A 14,734-nucleotide genomic window follows, 5' to 3' on the forward strand; every position below is an offset into this window, starting at 1 on the left:
CATCCCCTCGTCGCGCCCCGCCGCGCCGCTCGCCTGGCTGCGGGAGAGGGGCATGGGCGCGAGCATCCTGGTGGCCGCGATCTCGAGCGCGTTCGGCGCGATCCTGCTGAGCGCCACAGGGTTCATCGCCGCACTGCTGCGGGCAGACCCGTACATCGGCGACAGCGGCACGCTCGCGGCGGTGCTCGCGATCATGAGCTTCCTGCTCATCGGAGTGGCCGTGTACGTCGCCGCCGTCGTGACCGCGAACACCTTCGCCACGGTCATCGCCGGACGCACGCGCCGCATCGCGCTGCTGCGCCTCATCGGCGCCTCGGCGCGCTCGCAGCGCTCCGAGGTGGCACGGCAGGGCCTCGGGGTCGGCGTGATCGGTGCCGTGCTGGGACTGGTCGGCGGCACGCTGGCCGCCTGGGCGGGCGTGCTGCTCGCGACGTCGGCGCTCGGCATCCAGGATGTCGACTACGCCGTCGTGCAGCCGGTGCTGCTGGTCCCGGCAGCCGTCGTCGCCTTGACGACGTGGGCCGCCGCGTGGGCGGGATCGCGGCGCGTGCTGACGGTGACGCCGCTGCAGGCCCTCGGCGGCTCGGTCGAGGCATCGCACGACGCGCAGGTGCGCAAGGGCGGGCGCAACGGCGTCGCGATCGCCCTGTTCGCGATCGGTGGCGTGCTGCTCGCCGGCGGGATCCTGATCGGCCTCGTGTCGCCGCTCGGGGTGGTCGTGGCGTTCTTCGGCGGCATCTTCTCCTTCACCGGGCTCGCGCTCGGCGCGACGCTCGTGATGCCGCCGGTGCTGCGTCTCGTCGGCAGGCTGTTCGGCCGGTCGGCGACGGCCCGGCTGGCGGCTGAGAACGCCCTGCGGTATCCCGAGCGCTCGAGCCGCATGGCCATCGGCGTCGTCATGGGCGTCACGCTGGTGACGATGTTCGCGGTCGCACTCGAGACGCAGAAGGCCGTGTTCGCGGCATCCGCCGACGGTCCGCTGCCCACCGACATGACGACGCTCATGGACACGTTCGCGGGCATCATGATGGGCCTCGTCGCCGTCTCGGCCGTGATCGCCGCGGTGGGACTGGTCAATCTCCTGACCATCGGCGTCGTGCAGCGGCGTCGCGAGCTCGGACTGCTGCGCGCGCTGGGCGTGTCGACGGGGCAGGTGCGGCGCCTCGTGCTGCTCGAGGCCGCGCACATCACGATCACCGCCACCGTGACGGGGCTCGCGCTCGGCACCGCCTACGGGTGGGCCGGCGCGCAGTCGCTCCTCGGCGCGGTGCCGATGCCCCCGTCGTTCTCTGCGCCGACGCTGGTCGCACCGGCCGTGCCGTGGCTGCCCGTCGCGATCATCGTCGTGGCGACGGCGGTGCTCACGCTGGTGGCGGCGGTCGTGCCGACGCGGCTCGCGACGAGGGTCGCTCCGGTCGAGGCGCTCGCCGACTGACCGCGCCGGGTTCTCGCGTCGTGGAGTCGTCAGCCCGGTGGGGGGACGAGGCGGAAGGGACCACCACGCGCGTCGGCGACCACCTCGACGAATTCTCCGCCGGTGACGGGCTCGTCCGTCGAGTACACGTCGGCGACCCCGCGCAGCGCCGTCAGCAGCTGCTCCTGCGGAACCGCCGTGTCGCGCTTGCCGTGGACGTCCTGCCGGGTGGACAGCAGCGCCGTCATCCGCGGGCGGTCGGGGGAGCGGCCGCTCCACAGGGCGTGCAGCGACCGGGGGGTGGCGTTGCGGCTGCCGTGGTGACCCACCTTGTACAGGTCGACCCGCGCCAGCCGGTCGCGGAGCTTCGCGTCGCGGGGGAGCCGCTCGAGGGTGTGCTGCCAGTTCTCGATCTGCGCGTCGCCGGGGAACAGCAGGGTCAGGCCGCCCACCTCGAGGAGCAGGATGACGCTCGTGTTGTTGAGCGCGTCGTCGAGGTCTCGCACCAGCCGGGCAGCGGAATGCGACCGCTGGTCGGCGAGCCGGTCCACCAGCCAGCGGACGGGACCCGGCGGCAGCGTGACCGGCGCCGGTGCGTCGGCGTCGCCCGCCGATCCTGCCACGCGCAGCGAGGCGTCCAGGGCCGTCAGCCAGTACTCCGGGTCGTTCTCCCGCTGTTTCGCCACGCGCCGGTCCTGGTCGACGGTGGGCGGGCCGAGCACCGTCGCTGCGAGCCCCGGGATCACGTCGGCGATGCCGGCATCCATCCCCGCGTACAGGTAGCGCCCTCGACCGTCGCGCGAGAGCTCATCGAGCAGCGCCACGGCATCCGCGTTCTTGAGCTGGTCCTGGGCCGCGGCGCGGATGTCGTCGTCGAGGCCGACGAGCCCGCTCAGGCGTGCGACGTGCTCCTGCGCCTGCGCGATGAGCGCGGCGTACCGGACGGATGCGGCGCTGATCGGGCCGGCCGCGCCGTCCCGTCGCGGCGCATCGGCCCCGTCGGCATCGCCGACCGGGGTCGCCCCCGGCTGGGCATCCGGTCCGTCGGCGGTCGCCGACAGCTCCGGGTCCTCCGTCCACGACCGCAGCACGAGCTTGGGAGCGAGCTTCTTCATGATCGCGCCGCCCGCGGCGACTTCGAAGCCGCGCAGATGGTCGCGGTGCCGATGGGACACCACGAGCACGTCCAGCTGGCCGCCGGTGTGCGTCTCGATCAGTGCGGCGACATCCGCCATGCGCCCGCGCGCCATCCCGTCGCGTGGGGGGTGGCTCGTCCCGAAGTCGATGAGCAGGTGCCGCTCGGCGCGACCGTCGGCCAGTGGGGCGTCGTACTGCACCGACACCAGGAAGCAGTCGCCGAAGCCCACCTGGTACATCCGGACGCGGACGCTGATCGGAGTGCTCACCATGCCTCCCCGGAGCTCAGGTCGCTGTTGTGCAGTCGGGCGAACGCCTGGCCGCGGGCCGTGCCCTCGGAGAACCCGAGACGCTGCAGCGAATCCCGTCGGCCCGTCTTCGCGAGGTACTCGAGGCGCCGCTGCTGGCGCTTCCAGTCGGTGAGGCGCTTGAAGATATGCAGCTTCAGCCGCCCGAACTGGTCGAAGACGAGGGTGCCGCCGCCGAACAGCTGCACCGATGTGCCGGGGTCGATCTGCGGTGAGAGCTCCAGCCCCGAGGCGTCGGTGAACTCGCGGGCGGTCATGTTGACCATCTGCAGGTAGGTGGCCACCGACTCCGGAACGATGAGCCCGTCCGGTCCGATCCGCTGCGTCGGCAGCACCGACTCGATGACGGTGTAGTAGTCCGTGCAGATCTCGAGCCGGGGTGCGTTCAGCCAGAGGAAACGGAACACCTCGTCGCGGTCGCTGCGGAGCCCCGCGAAGTTGATCCCCAGGTAGTGCGGCGGGCGCTGGGCGGTGAGCACGTCGGTGACCCGGTTCTGAGGGCGCTTGATGCCCGCGGCCTCGAAGCGGCCGATGAGCAGGTCGCGATAGCCGAGGTCGTCATCGGGCACCACCTCCGCGTCGGCGAGCACCACGGCGTTGAGCAGGTCGCCGTAGTCGAACTCGACGGGCGGCAGGTAGTCGAGTCCGCGGATGAGCATGGTGAGCAGCTGGGATGCCGCCCGTGCCCCCTCCTCGGCGGCCCGGGCCCGGTCGACCGTGATGCCGCGGCCGTCGCCGTCCGCCGCTTTCGGGCGAGAGAGGAGCGGCTGCAGCCGCTTCCACCAGATCTCGACGAGCAGCTCGAACGCGAGCGCCACCAGCACTTCGCCGCGCCGATGCGGCTCGTCGAACTCGGGCATCTCGTCCCACCCCGTGGGCGGCGGCTTCCTCGCCGACTCCCGGAGGGCCCCGCGGCCCTGCGTGAGCACGCCGCCGATCTCCTCGGCGACCTTCGCGAGGACGCTCCTGCGGAGCGCTGCGGGCTCGACGCTCGCGCGCTTGATGCGCCCGTTCTTGTCGGCCGGCCCGAGCGCCCGCTCGATGACCGGACGCATGGAGAACACCGACAGCAGTGCGACGATGTCGGCGAACCCCTCGTGGAAGGCGGCCTGATCGGGAAGAGCCGGCTCGAGGTAGCGCCGCCGGAGGCCGTCGAGCACCGCGTGCGCAGTCTCGTGGACGACGACGTCATGGCTCAGACAGGTGTAGACGGCCTCGCGGTCGGCATCCGCGGGCACGTAGCCGAACAGCAGCGCCCCGTCTTCGCGTGAGTAGTACGCGTTCGCCTCGGCGAAGGCATGCGGAACGAGGGCGAGCTGGTGGTTCGCGAAGCCCCAGGGCAGCCGGCGCCCGAGAGCGGTCTCGAACGCCGCCAGCGTGCGTGCGGCCGTGCCGTAGACCTGCTGCGCGTGGAACGCCCGGTCTTTCTTCAGCGTCGTGTCCGGGACGTCCGCGAACGGGTCGTCGTCGGTGATCGCGGCGTGCCTGTAGTAGCGGCCGGTCGCGGTGTCGTAGTCGACCACGTGCAGCCGGGCGCCCCGCGGGCCCACCTCCATGCGCGACCACGGCACCCTGACCAGCGCGGTCAGGATCCGCTCGTCCTCGCCGAGCACAGTAGGGTCCTGTGCGATCAGGCGCAGCGTCATGTGGGTGCGCGGCTGATCGGTGTCATCGGCGAAGTCGATGCCGTCGGGCATGTGCCACCTCCAGCAGGCTCGGGCGTGCACCTGTGGCGTACGTCCCGTTGTTGATGAGGATGCTCCTGTGCACCTGATACCGATAGGGGGACGGCGCGACGGCGCGGACGGGGGCTCCGGCATCCGTCCGTCAACGGGGGTGCGTGCGCGCCCGCACCGGGTGCAGGCTGAGGCCATGAAGATCGACATCGTCGAGCACGAACCGCCCTACCGCGTCGGCGTCATCGTCGGCAGTCTGTCGCGCGAGTCCATCAACCGGCGCCTGGCCACGGCGCTGCAGCGCCTGGCGCCGCCCGAGCTCGAGTTCTTCGAGATCGGGTACGGCGACCTGCCGCTGTACAACCGCGACCTCGACAGCGACTACCCGCAGGAGGCGCTGGACTTCAAGGCGGCGGTGCGCTCGGCCGACGCGCTGCTGTTCGTGACGCCCGAATACAACCGCTCGCTGCCCGGTGCGCTGAAGAACGCCATCGACTGGGGGAGCCGCCCCTGGGGGCAGAACGCGTGGTCCGACAAGCCGACCGCCGTCATCGGCGCCTCGGCCGGCCAGATCGGCACGGCCGTCGGCCAGCAGTCGCTGCGCAGCACGCTGAGCTTCCTCAACGCGCGGCAGATGACGACGCCCGAGGCGTACATCCACTTCACGCCGGGGCTCATCGAAGACGACGGCGAGGTCACCGTGCCGGAGACCGAGGAGTTCCTCCGCACCTTCATGGTGAAGTTCCTCGAGTACACCGCGCGGGTGCTCACCGTGATCCCGCAGGCCTGACGGCGCGGCATCCGTTCGGCCGAACCGCAGGCGCCCGCTCAGGCGTCGGCGCGCGCGTCCGCCCCCGCGTCCGCGTCGGCGGGGGCGGGCTCAGGATCGTGCGCCCAGCCCGGGGCGAGCGCCTTCACCCGCGCGGCGCGCCACTGCCAGATGCCCCACAGCACCGGCCACAGCAGCGGCGCGGTCGGGCCGCCGATGACGAGGCGGTCGCGCCACAGCGTCTTGCCGGGCTGCCCCGGCGCCGGCGACACGGCCATCTGGTGATCCCAGACGTCGAGGCTCGCGAGCGGACCGGTCAGCGGGATGCCGCTGTCGCGGAAGACCCGCACGCGTCCGCCCGGCTCGTCGACCGACCTCTCGCTGACGTGGATCAGCTGCCGCCCCATCGGCACCGAGCCGAACGCCGAAAGCTGCACGGGCACGTCGTCGCCGGGAGTCCACGACGTCGGCAGGCCGCGCGGGACCAGCGGCGCGAGATCCATCACCGGGCCGTAGAGCTCGGCCACCGCACGCGGCGAGTGCACCGCCCGCCACGCGGCGTCGGGGTCGCAGTCGATCACGAACTTCAGCAGGATCCGCATGCTCCAGTGTCGCACCCGCCTCGGCACCGGGCACCGGCTCGCGGATGCCGCGGCCTACGCTGGACGGATGCCCGAGAGTCCCTTCGACCAGCGCCGCTACCAGGTCCGCCACGACTGGGGAGTCGAGGGCCTTCGGCGTCTCGCTCCCGCCGACGTCGTCGTGATCGTCGACGTGCTGCGGTTCTCCACGACGGTGACGGATGCCGTGGCCCGGGGTGAGCACGTGCCGCTCGACGCCTCGGCGCACGCCGTGTCGCTCAACGGCGCGGCGGTGGCCGACGCGGCCCGCGAGTCCGGCGTGGTGGTGCTGCTCGGCTGCCTCCGCAACGCCTCGGCGGTGGCCGGCGTGGTTCTCGACATCCAGCACCGGCGTGCCGAGCGGACGAGCATCGCGGTGATCGCCGCCGGCGAGCTCGGCGGCCGCGAGTCCGGTGCGTCGCTGAGGCTCGCCGTCGAGGACCAGCTCGGGGCGGGCGCCGTCGTCGACGCCCTCGGTGCGCTCGGCATCGACCACACGTCGCCCGAGGCGGCCGCGGCGGGCGAGGCGTTCCGCGGCCTGCGCGGTGCCGTGCGCCACCTCCTCGCGGCGAGTGGCTCGGGCCAGGAGCTGCTCGACCGCGGCCCGCGTGACGAGGTGCTGAACGCCGCGGTCGTGGATGCGGCATCCGTCGTGCCCGTCCTCCGCGACGGCTCGTTCGTCGCGTACTGAGGCCTGTGCTGCGCCGGGGGCAGCGCGTCTCGTCTCTGCGTTTCGACTCGCAAGCTCGCTCAACGACCGCGCTCCTCGCTCGCTCAACGACCGGCAAGGGTCGCGCCGCGGCGACCGCGGGCCCGGCCGGGGTTCAATCGCGCGGGGTCATCGCCGCCAGGCGCGTCGCACGGGTGATCTCGCGCCGGGTCCAGGTGAACGCGTGGCGCTCGTCGAACCCCGGTGCGCACTTGGCGCACGACGTCGGCCTCGTCGCCTTGCGGTGCCGGTAGGCGACGTGCCCGGCGGGGCACACGCCGATCCACGGCGCGAGCTCGGTCGCCGTCTCGCCGTGGTGGGTCGTGCCGCCGACGTAGCCGAGCTCACGCGCGACCTCTTTCCAGCGCGGCCCGTGCCCCGCCCGGGGACCGGCGAGCGCATGGGCGACCTCGTGCAGCAGCGTCTGATGGTTGGTGTCGTCGTCATACCGCGCCGCAAGGTAGCGCGATACGCTGATGCGCTTGTGCGTGTAGTCGCACAGCCCCGCCCGTCGCTTGGCGTTGTCGAACGCGAAGGTCCACGACGGGTCGAGATGGGCGGCGATGAGGGCGTCGGCCCAGTGCCGCACGCGATGCAATTCCGACATGACGCGAGACTAGAACAAATCTCCGACACTCAGACCGACGGCATCCACCCTCAGCTGGCGACGGTTGCCGAGGTGCGGCGCCGGTCGGCGGCGTCGATCGCAAGGAGGACGGACTCGAGCTGATCCTCGGTGGCGCCGGACTCCTGGCGGAGGAACAGTGCGCGCTTGAAGTCCTTGCGGGCTGCGTCGTAGTCGCCGGCGTCGAAGTGGACCTTGCCCCGATGCTGGTGGGCGAAGGCGGCGATGCCGGCCCATCCCTGTCCCTCGGCCTCGGCGGCGCAGGTCGTGAGCTCCTGCTCGGCGGCGGCATAGGCGCCCCGTGCCTGCACGACGGTGGCGTGCAGGATGCGGGCGCGGAGCAGGTCCTTGCGGGTGCCTGCCATGCGCGCGACGCGCACCGACTGCTCCGAGACCACCAGGGCGTCCTCGGTGCGGTCGAGCACCTTCAGCAGCCAGACACGCTCCAGCAGCGCCGGAAGGCTGCGCTGCTCGCCGATCTCTTCGAGCCGCTCCCTGCATTCGCTCGGATTCACCTGTTCGCGGAGAGTATCGGGATCGTACCCGCTGATGTAGCTCACGTCTGACTCCCTTCGCCGAACCGGTGGCCCATCCAGTGTGCCTGGCGGGGGCGCGCTCGGCGGCGTGCCACGCCGGGTCGCGTCAGCGTGAGAACACGGATGCCGAGGGCTTCGGCGACGGCGTGGCATCGGCGTCGGTGGCGACCCGCGCACCGCGCGCGAAGTCCTCGAGCTCGCGCCCCTCCGCGACCTTCGCCGGATGGGGCCCGGCCGCCATGAGCCGCGGCAGCCACTCGGTCGGAAGCGGCGCCGGCGAGGCGGCGATCACGAGGTTGCCGAAGCGCCGCCCCTTGAGGGTCTGCACCTCTGCCAGCACGATGACGTGCTCGAGCACGGCCTGCACCGTCGCCACCTCGCGGCGGGCGAACGCGAGCCCCGCGCCGTCGGCGACGTTGACGAGCAGCACGCCGTCGGGGGCGAGGAAGCGGGCGGCCTCGGTGAAGAACTCGACGGTGGTGAGGTGCGCCGGCGTCTGCGCGCCGGAGTACACGTCCGACACGACGAGGTCGGCGGCGCCGACGAGTCCGGCGGGAAGGCGCCCGAGGGCTGCGCGAGCGTCGCCGATCCGCATGCGGATCGAGGCGCCGCGGGGGAGCGGCAGGTTCTCGCGCACGAGGTCCCACAGCGCCGGCTCGAGCTCGACCACCTGCTGCCGGGAGCCCGGCCGCGTCGCCTCCACGTAGCGGGGGATCGTGAGGGCGCCGGCGCCCAGGTGGATCGCGGTGAGCGGCTGCCCCGGCATCCGCAGCCGGTCGATCACCGCTCCCATGCGCGCGATGTACTCGAAGTGCAGATGGGTCGGATCATCGAGGTCGACGTGCGACTGCGGGGTGCCGTCGACGTCGAGCTCCCACCCGCCGCCGAACTGCGAGCGGACGACCCGGGCGAGGGTGCCGTCCGAGAGGCGCACGGACGGGACGGATGTCTCCTCCCTCGCGCGTGCCATGGCTCCACGTTAGCCGCATCGCCGCCTCGCACCGGGGGCGGTTGACACTTCTGCGCACCCCGCAGCGTCGTCTCTGCACAGAACGCTGAGGGCGCGGCATCCGTCATCGCCGAAACCGAATCGAGACACAGGTGTAACCGACGAGTACGCCCGGCCCGGGTAGCGTCGGACCCATCACACCCCGCTGAGGGCTGCGCGCACCTCTGCTCCACGACGACGTGCAGCGGAGCCCACACGACATGGAAGGTGCACAGCACATGCTCCACACTGCGAGAAGGCGCTGGCTGACCGCCGCCGCCACGGTCGCCGTCGGTGCGGTCGTCCTGACCGCCTGCGCGAGCCAGCGCGAGGATGGCGGCGGCGACGACGACGCGTCCGGCGACGTCGACACGACGTTCGTGTTCGGCGCGTCCGGAGACCCGGCCAGCCTCGACCCCGCGTTCGCGAGCGACGGCGAGACGTTCCGCGTCGCGCGCCAGATGTTCGAGGGCCTCGTCGGCACCGAGCCCGGCACCGCCGACCCGGCACCGCTCCTCGCGAAGAGCTGGGAGCAGCCCGACGACACGACCTACGTGTTCACGCTCGAAGAGGACGTCACGTTCCACGACGGCACGGACTTCAACGCCGAGGCCGTCTGCTTCAACTTCGACCGCCAGAATGCCTTCACGGGCGTCGCGGCCTCGCAGAGCATGGCGTACTACTGGGGCGTCATCATGCGCGGCTTCGGCGAGGAGTCGATCTACGAGAGCTGCACGGCCGACGAGGACTACCAGGTCACGATCGCGCTGAAGCAGCCGTTCGCCGGCTTCATCCCCGCGCTCTCGCTGCCCTCGTTCTCGATCCAGAGCCCGACGGCGCTGGAGGAGTACGGCGCCGACGAGATCGGCGGCACCGAGGAGGCGCCCGTCCAGAGCGAGTACGGCCAGGGACACCCCACCGGCACCGGTCCGTTCGTGTTCGACTCGATCTCGCCCGGCGAGCAGACGGTGCTCACGGCGTATCCCGACTACTGGGGCGAGCAGGGCGTCGTCGAAGAGGTCATCTTCCGCGTCATCGGCGACACGACGGCTCGCCGTCAGGCGCTCGAGGCCGGCAGCATCGACGGCTACGACCTGGTCGCGCCCGCCGACCTCCAGTCGCTGGAGGATGCCGGATTCTCGCTCGTGAACCGCGATCCGTTCAACGTGCTGTACCTCGGCATGAACCAGGCCGCACCCGGCCTGTCGGACCCGAAGGTGCGCCAGGCGATCGCCCACGCGATCGACAAGGATGCGCTCATCACGCAGGTGCTCCCCGAGGGCACCGTGGCGGCGAGCCAGTTCATGCCCGACGCCGTGATCGGCTGGAACGAGGACGTCACGCAGTACGAGTACGACCCGGAGGCCGCGCAGGCGCTCCTGGCCGAGGCCGGCTACTCGGAGGCGAACCCGCTGACGATCACGTTCAACTACCCCGTGAACATCTCGCGGCCGTACATGCCCAACCCCGAGCAGATCTTCACCAACCTGCAGAGCCAGCTCGAGGCCGTGGGCATCGTGCTCAACCCGGTGACGAACGAGTGGGTCGAGTACCTCGACCTGATCCAGGGCGGCACGGAGCACGGCATCCACCTGCTCGGCTGGACCGGCGACTACAACGACCCCGACAACTTCGTGGGGACGTTCTTCGGTCTGCCCACAAACGAGTGGGGCTTCGACAACGCCGAGCTGTTCGACGCGCTCACCGAGGCACGCGGTCTCGCGACCGAGGAGGAGCAGGAGTCCGCCTACGCCGCGATCAACGAGCAGATCATGGAGTTCCTGCCGGGCGTGCCCCTCGCGCACCCGGTGCCGACGCTCGCGTTCGACGCGCGCGTCACGTCCTACCCGGCGAGCCCGGTGCAGGACGAGGTGTACAACCTGGTGGAACTCAGCGAGTGACGCCGTGACCGGATGCCCCGTCCCGGCGACGCCCGCCGGGACGGGGCATCCGGTTCCCCCCGTCTGCTCGCCCGCGACCGCCGGTCGCCGTTCCCCGGAGATTCCACGTGCTACGCACCATCGGCAGGCGCCTCCTCCTGCTCGTCCCGACCCTGTTCGGGCTGACACTTCTGCTGTTCTTCTGGGTGCGCGCCCTGCCCGGCGGGCCGGCCGTCGCCCTCCTCGGCGAACGCGCGACGCCGGAGCGGGTCGCCGAGATCAACGAGCTGTACGGCTTCAACGAGCCGCTGATCGCCCAGTACTTCACGTGGCTCGGGCAGCTGCTGCAGGGCAACTTCGGCGTCTCGATCCAGACCCAGCGGCCCGTGACGGAGGAGTTCCTCCGCCGCTTCCCCGCGACGCTCGAGCTGACCTTCTTCGCGATCATCCTCGCCGTGGGCCTCGGCATCACGATCGGCTACTGGGCTGCACGCCGGCAGGGGAAGCCCGCCGATCACTTCGCCGTCTTCGCCAGCCTCATCGGCATCACGATCCCGGTGTTCTTCCTAGGCGTGATCCTCAAGTGGATCTTCGCGGTGCAGCTCGGATGGCTCCCCTCGGACGGTCGCCAGGATCCGCGGCTGGACGCGACCCACTACACGAACTTCTATGTCCTCGACGGCATCATCACGGGCGAATGGGATGCCGCGTGGGACGCGTTCCTGCACCTCATCCTTCCCGGCATCGCCCTGGCGACGATCCCGCTCGCGATCATCACGCGCATCACCCGCGCCTCGGTGCTGGAGGTCCAGAACTCGGACTACGTGCGGACGGGCATGGCGAAGGGCATCTCGCGCGGCACCATCCGCGGCCGGTTCATCCTCCGCAATTCTCTGCTGCCGGTCGTGACCACCATCGGCCTCCAGTTCGGTCTGCTGCTGTCAGGCGCCATCCTCACCGAATCGGTGTTCGCCTACCCTGGCATCGGATCCTTCCTCTCCCGCGCGATCTTCACGCGCGACTACCCGGTGCTGCAGGGGTTCATCCTCTTCATCGCCGTCATCTACGCGCTCATCAACCTCGCGGTGGATGTGTCGTACAGCTTCATCGACCCGAGAGTGCGGGTGCAGTGATGGCGCCGGCACAGCTCATCAGAGACACCCTCGGAGGTGCGGCATGACGTCCGCGATGCTTCCCCCCGCCCCGAGCGGCGGACCCGTCGACGACACCGCCATCGACGACAAGGAGCTGCTTGCCGCGAAGACCCGCGGCGGCGGCTTCTGGCGCGACGTCTTCCGGCGACTGCGCCGCAACCCCAGCGCCTGGGTCGGCGCCGTCATCATCGCGATCTTCGTGCTCGTCGCGATCTTCGCCCCGTGGCTGGCGCCCTACGGCCCAGAGGAGCTGCCGGGTCAGCAGTACATCACGCCGGGCCACATCCCCGGCCCGGGTGAGATCCCCGGCTTCCCGCTGGGTTTCGACCGCTTCGGCGGCGACATGCTCTCCAAGCTCATCTGGGGTGCGCGCGCGTCCCTCGTGATCGGCATCGTGTCGACGCTGGTCGGTCTCATCGGCGGCATGATCCTCGGCCTGGTCGCCGCCACGTTCGGGGGCTGGGTCGATACGGCCATCATGCGCTTCGTCGACATCCTGCTGTCGGTGCCGTCGCTGCTGCTCGCCGTCTCGATCGCGGCGCTCATGGGCCAGACGCCGCTCGCGATCATGATCGCGATCGGTGCGGCGCAGGTGCCGATCTTCGCGCGCCTGCTGCGCGCGTCGATGCTGCAGCAGAGATCGAGCGACTACGTGCTGTCTGCGGCGACGCTCGGCCTGGGCCGCGGACGCATCACGATGAGCCACGTGCTCCCGAACGCCGTCGGCCCCGTCATCGTGCAGGCGACGCTGTCGCTCGCGACGGCCGTCATCGAAGCCGCGGGCCTGTCGTACCTCGGGCTCGGCGGCGGCGTGCCGCAGACCGCCGAGTGGGGCCGCATGCTCACCTACGCGCAGCTGGAGCTGTCGGTCAACCCGTGGATCGCGATCCTGCCGGGCATCTGCATCACCATCACGGCGCTGGGCTTCACGCTGCTCGGCGAGGCCCTCCGCGAGGCCATGGACCCGCGCACCCGCGCCCGCTGACGCACGCCGGCTCGCGGCATCCGTCCCTTTCGCGCTTCAGACGGCGATGTCGAGCTCGTTGCCGGGGATCGATGCCAGCAGGCGCCGCGTGTACGGGTCGCGGGCGTTGGTGAAGATCTCCTCGGAGGATGCCGCCTCCACGAGCTGCCCGTCCTTCATGACGCAGACGTAGTCGCTGATGAGGCGCACCACGGCGAGGTCGTGCGAGATGAAGAGGTAGCTCAGGCCGTACTCGCGCTGCAGGTCGCGCAGGAGCGTCAGCACCTGGTCCTGCACCAGCACGTCGAGCGCCGACACCGGCTCGTCGCACACGATGAGGTCGGGCGAGAGCGCGAGCGCGCGCGCGATCGCGACGCGCTGGCGCTGACCGCCGGACAGCTCCGAGGGGTAGCGGCGCAGCATCGACTCCGGCAGCGCGACGTCGTCGAGGAGCTGGCGCACGCGGGCCGCGCGCTCCTTGGACGATCCGCGCTTGTAGAAGTCGAGCGGCTCGGAGATGATCCGCTCGATCGAGAACATGGGGTTCAGAGATGAGTACGGGTCCTGGAAGATCGGCTGCACGCGCTGGCGGAACTGCTTGAGATCTGCGCCCTTGAGGGTTGCGACATCCTGCCCGTCGAAGCGGATGGACCCGCTCGTGGGCTCGTACACCCGCAGCATCATGCGCGCCGTGGTCGTCTTGCCCGATCCCGACTCGCCCACGATCGCGACGGTCTCGCCGCGCGGAATGGCGAACGACACGTCCTGCACGGCCGCGAAGTCCTCCTTGCTGCCGCGCACCTTGAAGATCTTGGTCAGGCCCTCGACCTCCACGATGTAGTCGGGAGCTGCGGCCTCGTCCCCGGCGGCCTCGTCGGCTCGCGGTTGCGTGAGCGCGGGCTGGACGGGCCGGGGCGGGGGGACCGTCCCCGTGCCTGTCGCCTCCGCGGCCGGTGCGATGTCAGGTTCGGGAGTTTCGGCGGGGGTGGCACGGAACACCTCGGGGCGGAGCCGCACCGCCGCGACCGACGGTGCCGCCTTCACCAGGGCCTGCGTGTAGGGATGCTGCGGGTCCTCGAGGATCTGCCGCGCCGGCCCCTGCTCGACGATGCGTCCGCGGTTCATCACAACGACGCGCGCCGCCCGCTCGGCGGCGAGGCCCAGGTCGTGCGTGATGAGCATGACCGCAGTGCCGCGCTCGCTCGTCATGCGATCGAGCTGATCGAGGATGGTCTTCTGCACCGTCACGTCGAGGGCGCTCGTGGGCTCGTCGGCGATGAGCAGCTTCGGGTCGCACGCGAGCCCGATCGCGATGAGCGCACGCTGTCGCATGCCGCCGGAGAACTCGTGCGGGTATTGCTTGGCCCGCTCCTCGGCGTTCGGAAGGCCCGCGGCGGCGAGCGTCTCGACGACCTTGCGGTCGACATCCCTCCGGGTGGCGAGGCCGTGTGCGAGGAGCGTCTCGGCGATCTGCGTGCCGATCTTCGCGACGGGGTTGAGGTTCGACATCGGGTCCTGCGGCACGAGGCCGATGGAGCGGCCGCGAATGGTGCGCAGTACGCTCTCCGGCGCGCCGACCAGGTCTTCGCCCTCGAACAGGATGCTGCCCCGGGTGATCTTGCCGTTGCCGGGCAGCAGCCCGATCACGGCCATCGCGGTGGTCGACTTGCCCGAGCCGGACTCGCCCACGATGGCCAGCGTCTCGCCGGCGACGAGATCGAGGTCGACGGCTTCGACGGCGTGCACCGGGCCGTCGATGGTCTGGAACTCGACGGCGACGTCGCGGACCTGAAGCAGCGGCGCCCCGGCCGCCGGACGTTCATGGGTTCGGGCCATGGGCTCCATCCTGCCTCCCGGCGTCTCGCCGCGCACCCGTCCCCGCCCAGCCTTTACTCATCCGTAACGCGTGGGGGACGGGCGCGCGCAGCCCAGGCAGATCGTCGACGGCGGGCGG

Annotated in this window: 13 protein-coding genes; 6 read left to right on the forward strand and 7 right to left on the reverse strand. The window is 71.2% G+C overall.

The window, feature by feature from the left end; translation table 11 throughout:
* Positions 1–52: 52 nt before the first annotated feature.
* Complete coding sequence (locus tag B2K11_RS13485) at positions 53–1,435, forward strand: FtsX-like permease family protein (RefSeq protein ID WP_163618896.1); 1,383 nt, start codon at positions 53–55, stop codon at positions 1,433–1,435.
* A 29-nt stretch (positions 1,436–1,464) separates the two neighbouring features.
* Here B2K11_RS13485 and B2K11_RS13490 read toward each other — a convergent pair whose 3' ends face one another.
* Positions 1,465–2,820, reverse strand: a complete 1,356-nt coding sequence (locus B2K11_RS13490; protein ID WP_163618811.1) for a hypothetical protein — start codon at positions 2,818–2,820, stop codon at positions 1,465–1,467.
* Positions 2,817–4,556, reverse strand: a complete 1,740-nt coding sequence (locus B2K11_RS13495; RefSeq protein WP_163618812.1) for a hypothetical protein — start codon at positions 4,554–4,556, stop codon at positions 2,817–2,819. The genes B2K11_RS13490 and B2K11_RS13495 overlap by 4 nt, the downstream gene beginning before the upstream one ends.
* 175 nt (positions 4,557–4,731) lie before the next feature.
* Here B2K11_RS13495 and B2K11_RS13500 point away from each other — a divergent pair, with 175 nt between their 5' ends.
* Positions 4,732–5,325, forward strand: coding sequence for an NADPH-dependent FMN reductase (locus tag B2K11_RS13500; protein ID WP_163618813.1), 594 nt, complete (start codon positions 4,732–4,734; stop codon positions 5,323–5,325).
* A gap of 38 nt (positions 5,326–5,363) precedes the next feature.
* Here the strand turns inward: B2K11_RS13500 and B2K11_RS13505 are convergent, their stop codons facing one another.
* Positions 5,364–5,906, reverse strand: coding sequence for a hypothetical protein (locus tag B2K11_RS13505; RefSeq protein ID WP_163618814.1), 543 nt, complete (start codon positions 5,904–5,906; stop codon positions 5,364–5,366).
* Between the two features lie 67 nt (positions 5,907–5,973).
* On the opposite strand from B2K11_RS13505, the gene B2K11_RS13510 reads away from it, so the two are divergent.
* Entirely contained in the window at positions 5,974–6,615 is a 642-nt protein-coding gene (locus B2K11_RS13510) for a 2-phosphosulfolactate phosphatase (protein ID WP_163618898.1), read from the forward strand.
* A 133-nt stretch (positions 6,616–6,748) separates the two neighbouring features.
* Here B2K11_RS13510 and B2K11_RS13515 read toward each other — a convergent pair whose 3' ends face one another.
* The 3 genes from B2K11_RS13515 to B2K11_RS13525 form a co-directional block, all read right to left on the reverse strand.
* A complete protein-coding gene (locus B2K11_RS13515; protein WP_163618815.1) occupies positions 6,749–7,240 on the reverse strand; it encodes a SprT-like domain-containing protein in 492 nt (163 codons plus the stop codon).
* Positions 7,241–7,290: 50 nt separating this feature from the next.
* The gene (locus B2K11_RS13520) at positions 7,291–7,818 is read right to left on the reverse strand and encodes a tetratricopeptide repeat protein (RefSeq protein ID WP_163618816.1); all 528 of its coding nucleotides are present in this window, start codon (positions 7,816–7,818) and stop codon (positions 7,291–7,293) included.
* 82 nt (positions 7,819–7,900) lie between these two features.
* Positions 7,901–8,764, reverse strand: a complete 864-nt coding sequence (locus B2K11_RS13525) for a fused MFS/spermidine synthase (protein ID WP_163618817.1) — start codon at positions 8,762–8,764, stop codon at positions 7,901–7,903.
* Between the two features lie 257 nt (positions 8,765–9,021).
* Between B2K11_RS13525 and B2K11_RS13530 the strand changes: the two genes are divergently transcribed.
* From B2K11_RS13530 to B2K11_RS13540, 3 genes are all read left to right on the forward strand, one after another.
* Positions 9,022–10,683 carry an ABC transporter substrate-binding protein gene (locus B2K11_RS13530; RefSeq protein ID WP_163618818.1) on the forward strand — a complete coding sequence of 554 codons (1,662 nt, stop codon included), beginning with the start codon at positions 9,022–9,024 and terminating at the stop codon, positions 10,681–10,683.
* A gap of 107 nt (positions 10,684–10,790) precedes the next feature.
* Positions 10,791–11,795, forward strand: coding sequence for an ABC transporter permease (locus B2K11_RS13535; RefSeq protein ID WP_163618819.1), 1,005 nt, complete (start codon positions 10,791–10,793; stop codon positions 11,793–11,795).
* 43 nt (positions 11,796–11,838) lie between these two features.
* The gene (locus B2K11_RS13540) at positions 11,839–12,801 is read left to right on the forward strand and encodes an ABC transporter permease (protein ID WP_204260133.1); all 963 of its coding nucleotides are present in this window, start codon (positions 11,839–11,841) and stop codon (positions 12,799–12,801) included.
* Positions 12,802–12,837: 36 nt separating this feature from the next.
* Here B2K11_RS13540 and B2K11_RS13545 read toward each other — a convergent pair whose 3' ends face one another.
* Positions 12,838–14,616 (reverse strand): ABC transporter ATP-binding protein, encoded by a 1,779-nt coding sequence (locus tag B2K11_RS13545; RefSeq protein WP_163618820.1) that lies wholly within the window; start codon positions 14,614–14,616, stop codon positions 12,838–12,840.
* Positions 14,617–14,734: the final 118 nt, after the last annotated feature.

It is taken from the genome of Microbacterium sp. B35-30, assembly GCF_010634855.1.
Taxonomy (GTDB): domain Bacteria; phylum Actinomycetota; class Actinomycetes; order Actinomycetales; family Microbacteriaceae; genus Microbacterium.